This window comes from Bradyrhizobium sp. (assembly GCF_047605465.1).
Taxonomy (GTDB): Bacteria; Pseudomonadota; Alphaproteobacteria; order Rhizobiales; family Xanthobacteraceae; genus Bradyrhizobium.
The window spans coordinates 16123-30602 of sequence record NZ_JASGFS010000028.1; the positions used below are offsets into that span (position 1 = coordinate 16123).

The window sequence follows — 14480 nt, forward strand, 5'->3', positions numbered from 1 at the left end:
CTGGGAGCGAACAGGACGGGAAGTGCTCACGCCGCGGTCCTCCCCTCGACGATATCGGCACCGACCTCGTCGGCGGTCACCTCCTGGAGCACGGCGCGCGGATAACCGTGGCGTGTCAGCCACTCGCGCGCGTCAGCCTCGTTGGTCGCAAGGTAGACGAGCTCGGCGTCGTCGCCAGCACGGTCGAACACGCGGACCGATCCGAGCGCCGGGCGTGCGACGACGGTGAAAGACAGTCGCGAGTCGAGCGAGAACGTCCGGTGGATGCGGATCGCGATGACGCCGGCGGCGCCGTAGTCTCCCTCGTGCAGCGTGAAGCATGCGGACAGCGAGATGTTTCCGATACCGCGCGCGCCCTGTTTGCGGATCAGGCGGCCCCGGCTGTTGTTGGTCCGCCAGGCGCCGAGCTTTTTGTTGAAGCGCGCCGGTGGCTGCGGCGATCCGTCGGACCAGGCGATCAGCGACCCGATCGGTGCATTGTCGAAGATGGTATGTGCGGACATGGTGTCCTCCTTTTGGGCAAGCGTTGAAACAGAGCCGCCGCCGGCATGGCCGACGGCGGCGGATCGTTCGGAAGAAGGGAGCGCTGCTACTCGGCAGCTTCCTGGAAGGCTCCGGCCTCCTCGTCGGAGACGCCGTCGCGGATGCCGCTGTCGGCGTCTTCGTCCGTGTCGTCGTCCTCTGGAACGGCGCTAGACGACAGGAAGTCGGCGAGCTTCGCCGGGTCCGGCGCGAAGAGCGCGGCGGGGTGGACGAAGTGTCCCTCCCTGAAGTGCTCGACGAGGGCGGCGCGGGTGTCCTTCACGCGCTGGCGCGGCAGGACCGGCGTGTCCTTGCACGACGCCTCGAGCGCCGAGCGCGAGAGGCAGGCGAGGAAGTCCTCCGTGCCCATGTTCGGCAGGAAGGCGTCCGCGCCGACGACATCGCCGGCGACGCGGGCGACGACGCCGCTGTTGGTGGCGTTCTCCCGACACGAGAAGACGTCGACCAGCATGGTGCGCGCCGCGACACGAAGCGTATCCATGTCGAAGGAGAGCTTGCCGTCGCCGTCGAACAACACCGCTGCGTTTTTCGCCAGCCGGCTGTGGCCGTAATAGGTTCCACCGCCTCCTGTCGTCACGGAGACGTTCTGCCCGGCGAAGGCGAGGACGAGCAGCGCCATCAGCGTGTCGTCCTCGATCGGCGCGCGCCCAAGCGCTTCGCGCAGCGCGTCGGTGCGGAGGTCGCCGATCATCTCGACGCCCTTGCGCGTCACGTCGGGGCGCGGCTTCGAGACCTCGCCGACATCCTCGGCGGCGTTGTCCGGACCGGTCGCGCCCTTGCCCTTCGGCTTCTTCGCCGCCGGCATGCGGTAGTGAACGGTCTGTACACGGCCGTCGCGGTCGAGGTACATCGCCGTGCAGTCCGACTTCGTCGCCTTGCCGTAGACGCGCTCCGCCTTCGGCGGCAGCTTCACCTCGCCGTAATTCGTGACCTCTGCGATGATGCCCTTCTTGGGCAGGTTCGCCGTCATCCACTCTTGCTGCGCGCCGAGGAAGGCCTCGACATCCGTGGTGTAGCGGCTGTCCTCGTCCGCCGGAGCGAACAGGTCCTCGACCCAGGCAATGCCGTAGGCTTGGGCGAGATCGTCGCCGAAGCTCGCATGGCGCGCGAACATGCGCGTCTTCTGCAAGGCCTGGGCGACGCTCCACCACGAAACCTGCGGGTCGGCCTTCGATGGCTTGTGCTTCTTCCAGACCTCCCTCTGCTCGTCCGGGGACGCGGCCGCGATCGTGCGTAACTGCCGCTCGTCGGGCATATCGCCCTTGGCCATGTGGTCGAGCATCGCCGGCAGCACGTTGGCGAGCAGGCGCAGCTTGCGGATCTGGCGCACTGGCAGCGCCAGCGCGACGCCGATCGCTTCCTCGGTCCAGCCGAGCGCGACGAGGCGCTCGATCGCACGCCACTGGTCCACGGGGTTCAAGGGCTCGAAAGCGATGTTTGTGACCATCGACCGCATGGCGCCGTTGTCGTTCGCCACCTCGTCGACCAGTACATCGATTTCCTCGAGGCCGGCCGCGATCGCCTGCTTCACGCGGCGATGTCCTGCATCGATGATATAGCCGTTGCCGCCGCCGCTTTCGGGCGTGATGACCGGGGGCTGAACAATGCCGACGGCCTTGATCGTAGCGAGCAGCAACGCGTCGGCCTGCGGCGTCGATTTCGTCTGGCGCAGGCGGTCGGGATTTTCCTTCAGCGCGCGCGGATCGACCTTGATGAGATGCATGGGAATGCTCCTTTTGGGGTTGCGGACCGGCTTCCCGGCCCTTTCTCGTCTTCTTCCCGAAGACATCCCCCGGCCCGCGGAGCGGGCGGGCCGGTGCAACTGCTGCCGAGCATCCCTGCCCGGCGGGACCAGCAGGGCAGAAGCCCTGCGCAGGACGACGGGCCGGGATCGCGCAGGCGGCGGTTGAGCGTCAGTGTCGACGGCCCGGCCGATCTGCGAGCGGCCATTTTTCCCGTCTTTCCTCTCCCTTTTTCATTTCAGGCCGCGACAGCGATATCGTTTGCACGGTCGCCATCCTCCGACAGCGCCTTCTCCACCTCAGCGAGTTGACCGCGCTTCTCGGCAAGTTCGCCCGCGAACGCGAAGTCGCCATCGTCGCGCGACTGGTAGGAGGCAAGCCGCCTGCGCGCGTCCGCCAGCCGCTGGCGGAAGCGCTCGCGCTCGCCCTCGAAATCATCAAGCGCGTGCTCGAGACGGGCGATCGCGCCGAGTGGCGTGACCGTCACCGGCAGTTCGATTTCGTAGTCGGCGCCCGTTCGCTGCAACATCGTGGTGTAGCGGTAGCCATCGCGCCCGAAGCGTTCGCCGCTGTACTCGACGTCGAACCCACCGATAGCGGCGATCACGCTCTCGCCTTCCTGCTGGAGCTGGACCAGCGTCAGGATCTCCTTCAGGAGTGCGCGGCCTGCGAGCTTGCGCTCGCCATATGTGTCGCCCGTCACCGTCATCGTGAAGGCGTCGCCTGCGGTCGGGCGGCGGCGCGCGATGTCCTGGCCGATTTCACTGACCCGGCGCGTCGAATATTCGATGTCGCGCTCGGCGTCGCGAATCTGGCGCCGCACCGCGTGCTGATCATCGATATGGGCGGCGCGCAGGCGTTCGAGCCGTGCGATGTCGGCCTCAAGCCCGGCCTTCTGCATCAGGCGGGGATCACCCGACGCGATCGCCTTCGCCATGGCGAACTGGTTCGCCTGGGTCTCCCCCATGTCCTCGAGACGGCGGATCGAGGTGTCGCCTGAGAGGGCGGCGGCGATGAAGCGGGCCTTGCGCTCGTTGTTTTGCCACATCTGCGCGTCGAGCGAGCCCTCGGTCGCGTAGGCGTAGATGTCGACCTCGTCGTGCTGGTTGCCCTGGCGAACGATGCGTCCCTCGCGCTGCTCGATCTGCGACGGAAGCCAGGGCACGTCGAGGTGGTGCAACGCCTTCAACCGGAGCTGGGCGTTGACGCCGGTCCCCATCGTCTCCGACGAGCCGATCAGGAAGCGGACCTTGCCGGCGCGGACGTCGCCGAACAGGCGCTGCTTCGCCTCGGACTTCTTGTAGTCCTGCATGAAGGCGATCTCGGAGGCCGGCACGCCCATGCGGACGAGCTCGTCGCGGATCCAGCGATAGGCCGAGAAGCCGCGCGACCTCTCGACGCTGATGGTGCCGAGGTCCGAGAAGATCATCTGCGCGGCGCCGGGCAGTTCGAACGGTTTGCCATCGGAGCGGACGTAGGTGCTGTCGGCGGTCTCGCTCCAAATGCGGAAGGCGTTGCCGACGAGCTGGTTCAGCTTGTTGTCGGCCTCGTTGTCGTTGTCCGGGTCAACCAGGCGCAGGTCGATCGCCGCATGCCTGCCGTCGGTGATGACCGACAACAGGATGTCGTCGCCCGGCTCCGGCGCGCGGTCGCGTTCCTCGATCGCCTTGATGCGCTCGGCAAGCAAGGTCTGGTAGCGCTTGAACGCCGCCGAGGGCTTCGCGGTGAGGATCTGGCGCTTGCCGGTCGCAACCGCCGGGACCTTGACGTATTGCCGTAGGTCGTCCGGCATCACGACGTCCGCGAAGGAGCGGAACATGGCGATTAGCTCCGGCACGTTGACGAACGTGGCGAAGCGGGTGACGGGCTTGTATTTGCCGGAGGGCTGCAATTCGAGCTCCGTTGTGACGTCGCCAAACGTACTTCCCCAGGCATCGAATTCGTGCAGGCCACGTTCGAGCAACGCCGCGTATCCCAGATACCGCTGCACCGAGAACATCTCGCCGAGCGTGTTGGTGATCGGTGTGCCCGAGGCGAGGACGAGCGCGCGTCCCGGATTCTTGGTCTCGACGAAGCGGGACTTCACGTAGAGGTCCCAGGCGCGCTGCGAGCCGTTCGGGTCGACGCCCTTCAGCGTCGACATGTTGGTGGCGAAGGAGAGCTTCCTGAATTCCTGCGCCTCGTCGACGATGATCTGGTCGACACCGATCTCCGAAATGGTCAGCAGGTCGTCCTTGCGCGTCGACAGCGACTCCAGACGCTCCTGCAGACCCTCCTTCAAGCGTTCGAGGCGCTTGCGCGAGACGCGGTCGTCGCTCTCCACCTTCGTCAGCAGCGTCTCGTAGAGTTCCAGCTCGTCGTGGATCATCTGCTGCTCGAATGCCGACGGCACGGCAATGAAGCGGAATGCGGAATGCGTGATGATGATCGCGTCCCAAGTCGCGGTCGCCGCGCGCGACAGAAAGCGGTGCCGCTTGTCTTTGGTGAAGTTGGTCTCGTCGGCGACCAAGATGCGCGCATTCGGGTAGAGGGCCAGGAACTCGCGCGCAGCCTGCGCCAGGCAATGGCCGGGCACGACGAGCATCGCTTTGGCGATCAGGCCGAGCCGGCGCTGCTCCATCACCGCGGCCGCCATCGTCATGGTCTTGCCGGCGCCGACGGCGTGCGCGAGGTAGGTCGAGCCCGCCGAGACGATGCGCCAGATGCCGCGCTTCTGGTGTCCGTAGAGAACAAAGGCGCCAGAGGCGCCGGGGAGCTTCAGGTGGGAGCCGTCGAAGGCGCGTGGCGCGATGTTGTTGAAGCGGTCGTTGTAGACGCGCGCGAGGCGGTCGGTGCGGTCGGGATCGGACCAGATCCAGCGCTGGAACGCATCCTTGATCTTCTGGAGCTTCGTCTTCGCCGCTTCGGTGTCGACGACATTGAGCACGCGCCGCTCGCTGTCGCCATCCTTCACCGTGTCGAAGATCTGCGGCACTCGGCTGTTGAGCGCGTCGGCGAGGAGCTCACCCGCATGACGTCGGTCGGTGCCCCATTCCGACGTGCCCGCGGCGGTCCAGCCGAGTTGTCGCGCCTCCACGGTCCACGACGCGAGCTCCGGCATGTGGTGGATCTTGATCTCCACATCCATCGTCTCCTTCACGAAGGCGACGACGTCGGCGCTCGGAATCCAAGGCGCGCCGAGACGCGCCGTGATGTCGGACGGCTTGAGGTCGGCAGGCTGCACGCCCTGCAGCGCCGTCACGTTACGCGCATACTCCGGGTCGAGCGCAGCGGCTGCCTCCGCGGCCTTGAGTTTCTCGCGAACGGCCCCGGACAGGTAGGAATCGGCAGTCTGCCACGAGCCGTCGGCGGGATCGCGGAAGATCGCGCTACCGAGTTCGGCAACGACGTCCTCCGTGGCGCGGTGCAGCAGTTCGGCGATGTGGTCGACGTCGACGTGGCCCCGTTCGTTCAGCACGACGGCGAGCGCATCGGCGGCGCTGGTGATCACGGGCGCCGAAGGCGGCGCGATGACGCGCTCGGTGAAGAGCGGCCCGGGCTTCGCGGTATTGGTCTCGAGGTCGTAGTCCTCGATCGAGGCCACGAGCCAGCAATCGGGATCATCGAGGAAGGGCTGGATATTCGGCCGGCGATGCGTCTCGCGCACCTCGCCGGTCTCCTCGTCTTCCGCCAGCGAGACGGTCGTGAAGTTGATCGGGCCGAAATCCCGGACGAAGCTCGACCAAGCGATGCGCAGCCTGACCTGCGCGTCCTTCCAGGGCCGGTCGAGCTCCTGACACTTCAACACCTCGCGCACGGCGTCTCGGATCGGGATCAACTTGCGGATGATCCGGACATGCTTCTCGGGGATACCGTCGGCGCTGCGGCCCTTACGCGTTTGCACCGCGGCAGCTTCACCGTCGACGACCTGCTGCAGCCCCCGGGCCTTGTCGAAGAAATAGCTGCCCTCGCGGACCTGACGGTCGGAGGGCAAATCGGCATCAGACGGATCGTCGGCATCATCGAGATCCGTATCGACCGCCTCGGGCTCGCCGTCATAGACTCCTTGCGGCAGGAGATTGACGGCGGCTGCGAGCGTGACCCTAAGATTCTCGCCGGCGCGCGGTAGGCAAGTATAGGCCTCGCCGAAGGGACCCGACGTGAGCGCATGCGCGCCGAGCACGAAGTCGGGATGGAGCGCGAACCAGCGGTTCACGCGAATCGCGCTCTCGTCCTCCGTTGCCGGCCGGACATCCGCGAGGTCGAGCCAGCACAGGTCGCGCTCGGCGTCGCCAACTTTGCGCTTGCGGAAGAACAGGAGGTCGACGACGACGTCGGTCCCGGCCGCGGCACGAAAGCTGCCCTCGGGCAGACGAATGGCAGCGATGAGGTCCGCCGACTTGGCGATGTGTTCGCGCGCTGAGGAGTCCGCCTTGTCCATCGTGCCGTGCGAGGTGACGAAGGCGGCGAGAGCGCCGGGCTTCAAGAGGTCGATCGCGCGTGCGATGAAGTAATCATGCAGGCGGAAACCCTTCGATCGATATGTGCGGTCCGATCGGACAGTGCGGTCGGAAAAGGGCGGATTGCCGATGGCGAGATCGAAGGCGGCCGGCAACTCGGTGCGCGCGAAGTCGCCGGCGATGATCCGCGCCCGCGGCTGAAGCAAGCGGGCGATGCGCGCCGTGACCGCATCGAGCTCGATGCCGGTGACGTGCGAGACATCGCGCAAATCTTCCGGCATCAACGCGGGAAAGAGCCCCGTGCCGACGCCGGGCTCGAGCACGCGGCCGCCACGCCAGCCCAGGCGCTGCAGGCCTGCCCAGATCGCGCGGACAATGAACTCGGGCGTGAAGTGTGCGTACTGGGTGCAGCGCGAGAGCGAGGCGTAGTCGAGGTCGCCGACGGCATCTTCGAGCGAGGCGCCGAGCTCCTGCCAGCCGTCGCGGAAATCGGGTTCGCCGGGCCGGCGAAACACGCCGTTGGCCAGGTCGGAGGCGCCGAAGCCGGTGAACTGGATCAACTTCGCCTGCTCCTGCGGCGTGGCCGGGCGTTGATGGGCCTCGATTTCGGCCGCGAGCCGGATCGCGGCGATGCTGTCGCGGGCGCGGTCTTTCCAGCCCTTGGCGAGGGGACGGTCGCCGGCGAGGTACAAATTCATGCCGCGCGCAGGGCGGGCCGACGCTGCGGCACGCGCGGTGGCCGCGACCGGAAGCGCCGGAGCGGGAGTCGAGGGATCGGGCTCGTCATCGTCATCGTTCGCGAACGTTCCGCCGAAGGCGGTCACGCCGAGTCCGAGGCCCGATGAGAGCGCGGTATTGTTGAAGAGGTCGATGGTGAAAGGATCGTCTTGCGCCATTGTGATGACTCCTGTTGTGAAGGCGCGCGCCATCCACCCCGCCGGGGGATTCCAGCGGGCGCGATGGTCGCGAGGGGTTGCGGGAACGGGCCGCGAGACCTGAAAGGTCAGCGGCAGATTGGCGTGATCGACCAGGTGTCGTCGGTCATCGCGATAATGAGATGCGTGGCCGAGGATGCCTCGATCAGCTTCACGAGCATCTCGGCGTCGAGGAAGTCGATGCCGTCATCGCCGCCGAAATGCCGGCGCTTGTAGTGCCAGTAATCGACGTTAGTCTTCGGATCGCATTCCTCGGCATAGACGACGAGTGGACGCTGCTGTCCCTCGGCGAGCTTGCCGTTGGACATGATGTAGACGCCCTCGTCGCCGACCAGCCAGACGCCGGGCTTCTCGTCCTTGCCGGGCGCGAGGCCGTAGTGCGGGTTGCGGAAGCCGCCGTTCAGGAAGGCGTCGATGCGCCCACGCATGATCACGGCGCGGACGGCCGTCACGGAGAAAGTGAACACGGCGGCACCTATGCGGCGATCGCATCGGGCAGGTAGCGCAGATGCACGGGCAGCTTCGCCGAGATCTCCGCATCGGTGAGATGGTCGAGCAGCTTCAGCGTCGTGCCTTGGCGTCCGCCATAGAACAGGACCGTGCGTTTGCCGCGGTCCTGCGCTCGCCACTGCTCGCCTGCGTAACCGCGATAGTCGTCGTGAGTGCTCGACCAGATGTGCTCGAGGCGCTCCTCACGCGTCATCGCCCGAACCGGCCGTGACTCGCGCTCGACGATCGCCGTGCGCAACTGTTCGGGCGAGCCACGATCCGACAGATCGCAATAGCCGTGGAAGAAGCGCGCGCGACCGTCGATCGTCAACGCGAAGAAGATGCTGGTGATGCTACCGCTGAGGAATTCGCGCATGGCGAACATATCGCCGCGCATCCACAACGGCGGCAGGATCTCGAACATGTAGTCATGCTCGGCTGCGCCGATCTCGAACCACTCGCCCGCGTAAAGCGCGGTCGCGCCGTCGTCGGTGCGGTTCGGTCGCTCCTTATGCCGATCGAACATGCGAAACATCTGCCGGCGGTCGGCGGCGCCTTGATAGACCTTGCGGATCGAAGAGGGGGTCATGGCGGGCTCCTTTCAGCCTCGTCGGGCCGGAGCGCGGCTCCCCCTTCCGGTTCGCCATCCTCTTCGGCCCTTCTGACCCCTCCCTCGCGGCCGCCTCTCCGTTCGGGCGGGTCAAGGGCCGGCGCAGCCGGGCGAAGCTTCACCCTTGACGCGACCGACGGGCATGCGGCAGCCGGGTTTTCATTTTCTCCTCTCCGTCTTCGCCCCGCGAGTTAGGCGCAGTTGTTCATTCCAGTCGTCCAACGTCGGCCGCAATCGCTCAAAGGCGCAGCCCGCCTCGCGCGCGATTGCAGCGAGCCGATCGGCATAGACGTCGCCTTGACGATTGTTATCGGTCGCAGCGATGAGCTGCGCCGCTTGTCGGGCGCTCAGTTCGCGAACGGCAGCGACCGTGGCCGGTGCCCAGCCTCCGCCGGTGCTGAGATAGAAACTATCGCGCTGCTGATTTTCGATGGCGGCGAGGCTCATGGCATCGATTGCGGCCTCGGTGACGCAGAAGCGGACAGCGCTTGCAGGTCCGAAACGGAACAGCACCTTCGCCCCGCCTGTCGCGAAACCGCGCCACTCAGGGCCGCGCTCCTCCCAGCCGGTGACCACGCCATTCCCATCGCGATGAGCCGCCCACATGCTGCCATGCGGGCCTTCCCGCAGAACGTCACTTCGGATCGCTGCGCGGATGATTGCGTCGGGAAGCCCGCGCTCATCGCGCAGATAGCGCCAGGTCAAAGACCCTTCCCAGGGCTTGCGTCGCAATCCCCAGCGTTCGGTGATCCCGATGTCGGGAGCGTGAGAGCGCGCTTCGCGCTTCCAAACCGGCTCCGTCGGGACGAATCCAACCAAGTCTGCGACACGCTGTAGCGCCTCGGGGAATGCAAGGCGATGAAGGTGTTTGACAAGAGAGAAGACGTCACCCTTCGCGTCGCTTCGGGCGTCGAACCACCCCCTGCCCTCGTGAGTGACGATGGCAATGTCGTCGCCGCGACGATATTTGACGGCCTTGCGGGTGCTTTCCTTCAGATCGATCGCAAACCCGGCTTCCTCCAGCACGGCGGCGCAAGCCACGCGCTCCTTGAGGTCTTCAATATCTTTCTTGTCCATTTCTGTTTTCCGGGACTGTGCGCCGGACCTTTCTCGCTTGGGTTTGATTCTCCCGCAGCTTGCGGGACCCGCTTCGCCCGCCGCGAAGAGCGAAGGGGGCAAGGGCGCGGCTGGCAATTGCTGAATTGTGCGGGGTAATCGCCATCAACGGGGACTGCCGCGGCGCAGCCTCCCTTGCCGCCGCCCGCTCGCAAGCGGCAAAGGATGGCCACCGGCTTCAATGAGCCGGGCCAAGATGGTGGGGGTCGTATTCGTGGACGACCGCGACCTCGGCACCGTCGAGCTCGTCGCTCGGCATCACGCCATATTCGCCGTCGACCTCGAAGAGCGTGACCGGGACCATCAGGGTGCGGGCGAGCGCGAATGCATTGGACTGGGCAAGCGAAAGATCGTGCGACATCTGAGGACTCCATCGTGTGTGCGAGGCCGATCCCCGCTCGATGGCGTCCGTCAAAGTCCTCAATCGGCCGCGATCACCGCAAGCCAAGGGCACAGCGGCGGCATGTTCACATAGCCGACCCCTGGCGGGTTGATCGTGGAAGGCCGGGGAGGACCAGGAACGCCGTGCTAGAGAGCGGGCCGGGCTCGCTGCACCAGATGAAGACACTCCCGCACAGCGCCCTTGCCGTAGCCGGCTGATTGCGCCGCCGCCGCCAGCAAGTCGTTCGATCGAGAAAGATGTGACCGGGCGCTGGGAAGGCGCACCTGCCGGTCACCGCCATTGGGTGGACGCATCTCCGACCGCAGCGGGCAAGTTTCCGGCGAGCCGCACTGTCCTATTCGTGATGGGCGGCTTGCCTGGCCAAGTAACCTGACCGATTTCCGAAGCTTGTTGGCAGAACCTTTGTAACGCGCCTCAGCCTGTCCCGATAACACTCCGAACTTCCAAGCGCCTGGCGGCTGCTTGGAACTTCTGCTGACCGCCCCTCGGCGGAAGCCGAGCTGTCCGAAGGCAAATGGATCACTCTCGGGGAAGGGCTCATCATGCCGACCGAACTCCCAAGATTTCAGAGCCTGCAAATCCGAGACTTGCCACCAGACGACAGTCTAGCCGGAATGGACGCGCCGATGACAACCCCGGATTCGGATGACACATTCCGCGGCGGCGTGGTCCTGGTCATCAGCGCATCCGCGTTTTCAGGCGCAGTGATGGGCTTTTTTCTGGCTGGCGCGTTCAAGCTCTCGATCGCCGTCTTCATCGCAGGAATTCTGGGAGCGATCGCTGGCTGGTGGGCGAGCAAACTCGCGCAACTCGTGTCGTAACCCTGCGGAAGCAGGTGCTTTTCGAGCCGACCAGAACCCGAAGTTTCCGCAAAGATGTCCGGCGGAAGGTGCATTTCACGACGGTGCGACCTCGTGGCCATCCCAAGTTAGAGGGCAGGACATTCAAGGATCTTCGCAGTCGCGCTCCCTCAGAACTCGATCTGGGCACATCCTTGGCAAGCAGGCGCGCTCTATGAACTTCATCGTCACGGCGGCTCTCGCTTTCACAGCGACGTGTAGCGGGCAGTCCAACTCACCGATGCCGGATCAAGGAGGACGGGCGGGCCGGTCGACCTTCGGTGCGCGCGTTTACGTCATCGACGCCGCCCGATCGGAGGTCGCATGGGCTCTGTACGACAGCGGGTCTTCCAGCCTGGTTGCCTCGTTCGGCGCGTTGGCAGGCTCGCTTACCATCGACCCGATCGATCCTGCCGGCACGGCCATGGACTTCACCTTTGGGATCCGAAAACGGACTGCCGACGCTGCGGCATCTTCACCGCGGCTTCAATGGGCTGATCTCCTCGACAACGGCCGGTCTCCAAGCGCCCGTTTTCGATCCGTGTCCGTCGTACCGGGCCCGGAGAATACAGCAACGATCGTCGGTCATCTCTCGATCAATGGACAGACACGGCAAGTCGCCATCAAAACGACGTTCATCGGCGCTCGAGTCGATGCGAGGCAGAAGACATTCAAGATGGGCTTTGACGGCAGCGCCATCATCAAATGCAGCGATTTTGGTCTAGGAGCTGACGCGGGCCTCATTGCAGATTCGGTGCCCATCAGGATTCACGCTGGTTTGGTCGCTCCATTAACAGCGTCCTTGGTTCCGATTTGACCTTTGCTATGCCTAAGTAGCTGCCGAGAGGACGCGCATGACGTCCAATCATCGAAAATCTCGCGTCCTCACCTTGATCTCATCGAGATGGCCACCCGCGCAGGAGTTCCCTTGACCTTAAAGCGAGCTGAAAGGTTAGTATCACCCGAGATCGAGTGCCGATGCCCGGCACTTATATGTCCCCGCGAAGCGAAGTCGGCCAGCAACGTTGACAAAACGTATTCTTCATGTCGTCAGCAATGTTTCCCATTTTGCTGACCCAAATCACCCGACGGGCTTGTGGCTGTCGGAGCTGACGCATGCATACGATCTCTTTGCCGAACGGGGTTTCTCACAGCGCATCGTGAGCCCGAAGGGCGGTCGTTCACCGCTGGAGCCGCGCGCGCTCAAGTGGCCGCTGTTGGACGCGTCAGCGAAAGCCTGGTTGAATGCCCCGGAGCGTATGGCCTTGCTGTCATCGACGGCATCACCAGATCAGATCGATCCGTCAGAGTTCGATGCGATCTACTTCACTGGCGGCCACGCCGTGATGTGGGACTTTCCAGACAGCGAAGGACTGCAGGCGATCACGCGCACCATCTGGGAGCGTGGCGGAGTCGTCTCGACCGTCTGTCACGGCTATTGCGGTCTCCTGAACACGAAGCTCTCGGACGGAAGATTGCTGGTTGAGGGAAAGCGTCTCACCGGCTTTTCCTGGACGGAGGAAGTGCTGGCCGGCGTGGCGAAGAAAATGCCCTACAACGCCGAGGCGGAGATGAACCGACGAGGCGCTCGCTACGAAAAGGCGTTCTTGCCGTTCGTCTCCTACGCTGTTTCCGACGGTTACTTGGTCACTGGCCAGAACCCGTGGTCGGCAAAGGCGACCGCGGAGAAGGTCGCGGCGCTACTGTGAAGGTCCGGCATCGCGCCTAACTTGTCGCCGACTTTCGGCGGTCCGCTCGTTTCCGGCCAGTATTTCCTACAAAGTTCCCGTCCTCGGCTTCCATGTCTGGAAGGTTGGTTCTGCCAACAAGCATTCGCGACAACACCCGGCGCGCATTCTCCGCGCAGTCGATGTCGGCCGGCTTTCCCTCGATGTCTTTGATGAGGGCGATGAGTTGTTTCCTGCTTTTCGCCAACCGCGCCTGCAACGCCTCGATGTCAGCCACCTTGCGCTTCAGCGTTTCGAGCAGAGTGTCGTGTTGCCAGGTCTCAAGGTCGTGCGGCACGAGCGACCGGATTTCATCGAGGCTGAAGCCGGCCTGCTGCGCTGTGGTGATGAGCTCAAGTAGCACGATCGCTTCTCGCGGGTAGGTCCGATAGCCGTTCGGCCGCCGCTCCACCATCTTCAAGAGACCGATGCTCTCATAGAAGCGGATGCGTGATTGGGTGAGGCCAGTGCGCTTCGCCAGCTCGCCGATATTCATTCTCGAGACCGTCAAGATAGGGCTTGACCCTCAAGTTAACTTAAATGTTAGAGCATGTCCATCAGCCGCCCCCCCAGGCCCGACTTGGAGGGCGGCGTGTCCCGAACCATAGCGCCGGCCTCGCGGGTCGTCGCGATGCGCAAGATTGATTGCTGCTTGAACGCGATTGGCGCGTTGTCGCCAACGGAGGACGAGGCCGATGGCGGAACAGTTCACGGAGGTCGAGTTCGCGGGCCATAAGGTAAAGGTCCCGAAGGGCGGATACTACGACCGCTTCCACATGAATCCCGATCTCGACGAGGTCGCGAAGGATCCCGCCGTCGGCAATATCGACTTCTTCCGCCGCATCCCGAAAGTGATGACGCAAACGCGCGTCGGCCCGACCTGGGCACCAAACTTTTATTATCGTACCAGCAACGTGCAGGCGCTGATGCTGGCCCCAATGAAGCGGCTGCGCTCGATGTTGCCGACGCCGCTCGAACCGTTGCGGGCGCTCCCGGGCTATGGCCTCGTCGCGCTGACTTACTTTTCCTATGCGGTCTGCGACAACGATCCCTACGACGAGGTGTCGGTCGCCGTCATCATCCGCCGACCCAGCGCACGGGGATCGCAAGCGCTGGAACTCCTCGACTCGATACGGCGTCAGAGTTTCTTCGCGCATGTGCTGGCTCTGCCGGTCGATACGGAGATCGCCCGGGTGCGCGGCGTCTTCGGCTATCAATTGCCAAAATGGATTGCCGACATTCGGCTCGACATTTCGAGCACGGTGTCGGCCAGCATTGCGGCAACCGACGGATCTCCGGATGTGACGCTGACCGCGCCGTTACCTGCGTTGCGTCGCGTGCCTTCGCAATCGCACATTTCCACCAACACTTCGATCGGCCTGGTCGATGGCGAATGGCGGCAAACCTCGTTTCAGACCAACCCGATGGAATTCGCGCAGACCCTGTTTCCGCGTGACGTGAAGCTGGACCACGCGGGCGGGCCGATCAGTCAGTTGCTCGCGGGACTGGGCGCAGAAAAGATCGTTCGGTTGGATGTCGTCAAGGACGCGCAGATGGTTCTGTACATGCCGCGCCCATTGCAAGGGCATTTGGCCGCGTAACGGGCGGGGGCTCAATAGGCCAGAAGCAGGAAGGAA

Annotated in this window: 12 protein-coding genes; 4 read left to right on the forward strand and 8 right to left on the reverse strand. The window is 64.6% G+C overall.

Annotated features, from left to right (window positions below; genetic code table 11):
- Positions 1-26 precede the first annotated feature (26 nt).
- The 7 genes from QM712_RS20645 to QM712_RS20675 all read right to left on the reverse strand — a co-directional run bounded on the left by QM712_RS20645 (position 27) and on the right by QM712_RS20675 (position 10235).
- Positions 27-503, reverse strand: coding sequence for a hypothetical protein (locus QM712_RS20645; protein ID WP_415024983.1), 477 nt, complete (start codon positions 501-503; stop codon positions 27-29).
- 86 nt (positions 504-589) lie between these two features.
- On the reverse strand, positions 590-2266 hold the full coding sequence (locus QM712_RS20650; RefSeq protein ID WP_415024984.1) for a ParB N-terminal domain-containing protein: 1677 nt from the start codon (positions 2264-2266) through the stop codon (positions 590-592).
- 257 nt (positions 2267-2523) lie between these two features.
- The gene (locus tag QM712_RS20655) at positions 2524-7620 is read right to left on the reverse strand and encodes an Eco57I restriction-modification methylase domain-containing protein (RefSeq protein WP_415024985.1); all 5097 of its coding nucleotides are present in this window, start codon (positions 7618-7620) and stop codon (positions 2524-2526) included.
- 107 nt (positions 7621-7727) lie between these two features.
- The gene (locus QM712_RS20660; RefSeq protein ID WP_415024986.1) at positions 7728-8126 is read right to left on the reverse strand and encodes a DUF3085 domain-containing protein; all 399 of its coding nucleotides are present in this window, start codon (positions 8124-8126) and stop codon (positions 7728-7730) included.
- A gap of 8 nt (positions 8127-8134) precedes the next feature.
- Complete coding sequence (locus QM712_RS20665; protein WP_415024987.1) at positions 8135-8737, reverse strand: DUF1419 domain-containing protein; 603 nt, start codon at positions 8735-8737, stop codon at positions 8135-8137.
- A 180-nt stretch (positions 8738-8917) separates the two neighbouring features.
- Positions 8918-9835, reverse strand: coding sequence for a DUF3991 domain-containing protein (locus QM712_RS20670; protein WP_415024988.1), 918 nt, complete (start codon positions 9833-9835; stop codon positions 8918-8920).
- A gap of 217 nt (positions 9836-10052) precedes the next feature.
- On the reverse strand, positions 10053-10235 hold the full coding sequence (locus tag QM712_RS20675; RefSeq protein ID WP_415024989.1) for a hypothetical protein: 183 nt from the start codon (positions 10233-10235) through the stop codon (positions 10053-10055).
- Positions 10236-10819: 584 nt separating this feature from the next.
- Here QM712_RS20675 and QM712_RS20680 point away from each other — a divergent pair.
- From QM712_RS20680 to QM712_RS20690, 3 genes are all read left to right on the forward strand, one after another.
- Complete coding sequence (locus QM712_RS20680) at positions 10820-11098, forward strand: hypothetical protein (RefSeq protein WP_415024990.1); 279 nt, start codon at positions 10820-10822, stop codon at positions 11096-11098.
- 193 nt (positions 11099-11291) lie between these two features.
- The gene (locus QM712_RS20685; RefSeq protein WP_415024991.1) at positions 11292-11933 is read left to right on the forward strand and encodes a YceI family protein; all 642 of its coding nucleotides are present in this window, start codon (positions 11292-11294) and stop codon (positions 11931-11933) included.
- A 208-nt stretch (positions 11934-12141) separates the two neighbouring features.
- Positions 12142-12825, forward strand: a complete 684-nt coding sequence (locus tag QM712_RS20690; RefSeq protein WP_415024992.1) for a type 1 glutamine amidotransferase domain-containing protein — start codon at positions 12142-12144, stop codon at positions 12823-12825.
- Positions 12826-12841: 16 nt separating this feature from the next.
- Here QM712_RS20690 and QM712_RS20695 read toward each other — a convergent pair whose 3' ends face one another.
- The gene (locus tag QM712_RS20695) at positions 12842-13339 is read right to left on the reverse strand and encodes a MerR family transcriptional regulator (protein WP_415024993.1); all 498 of its coding nucleotides are present in this window, start codon (positions 13337-13339) and stop codon (positions 12842-12844) included.
- 199 nt (positions 13340-13538) lie between these two features.
- Between QM712_RS20695 and QM712_RS20700 the strand changes: the two genes are divergently transcribed.
- Positions 13539-14444: an acetoacetate decarboxylase gene (locus QM712_RS20700; RefSeq protein ID WP_415024994.1), complete on the forward strand. Its 906-nt coding sequence runs from the start codon at positions 13539-13541 to the stop codon at positions 14442-14444.
- Positions 14445-14480: the final 36 nt, after the last annotated feature.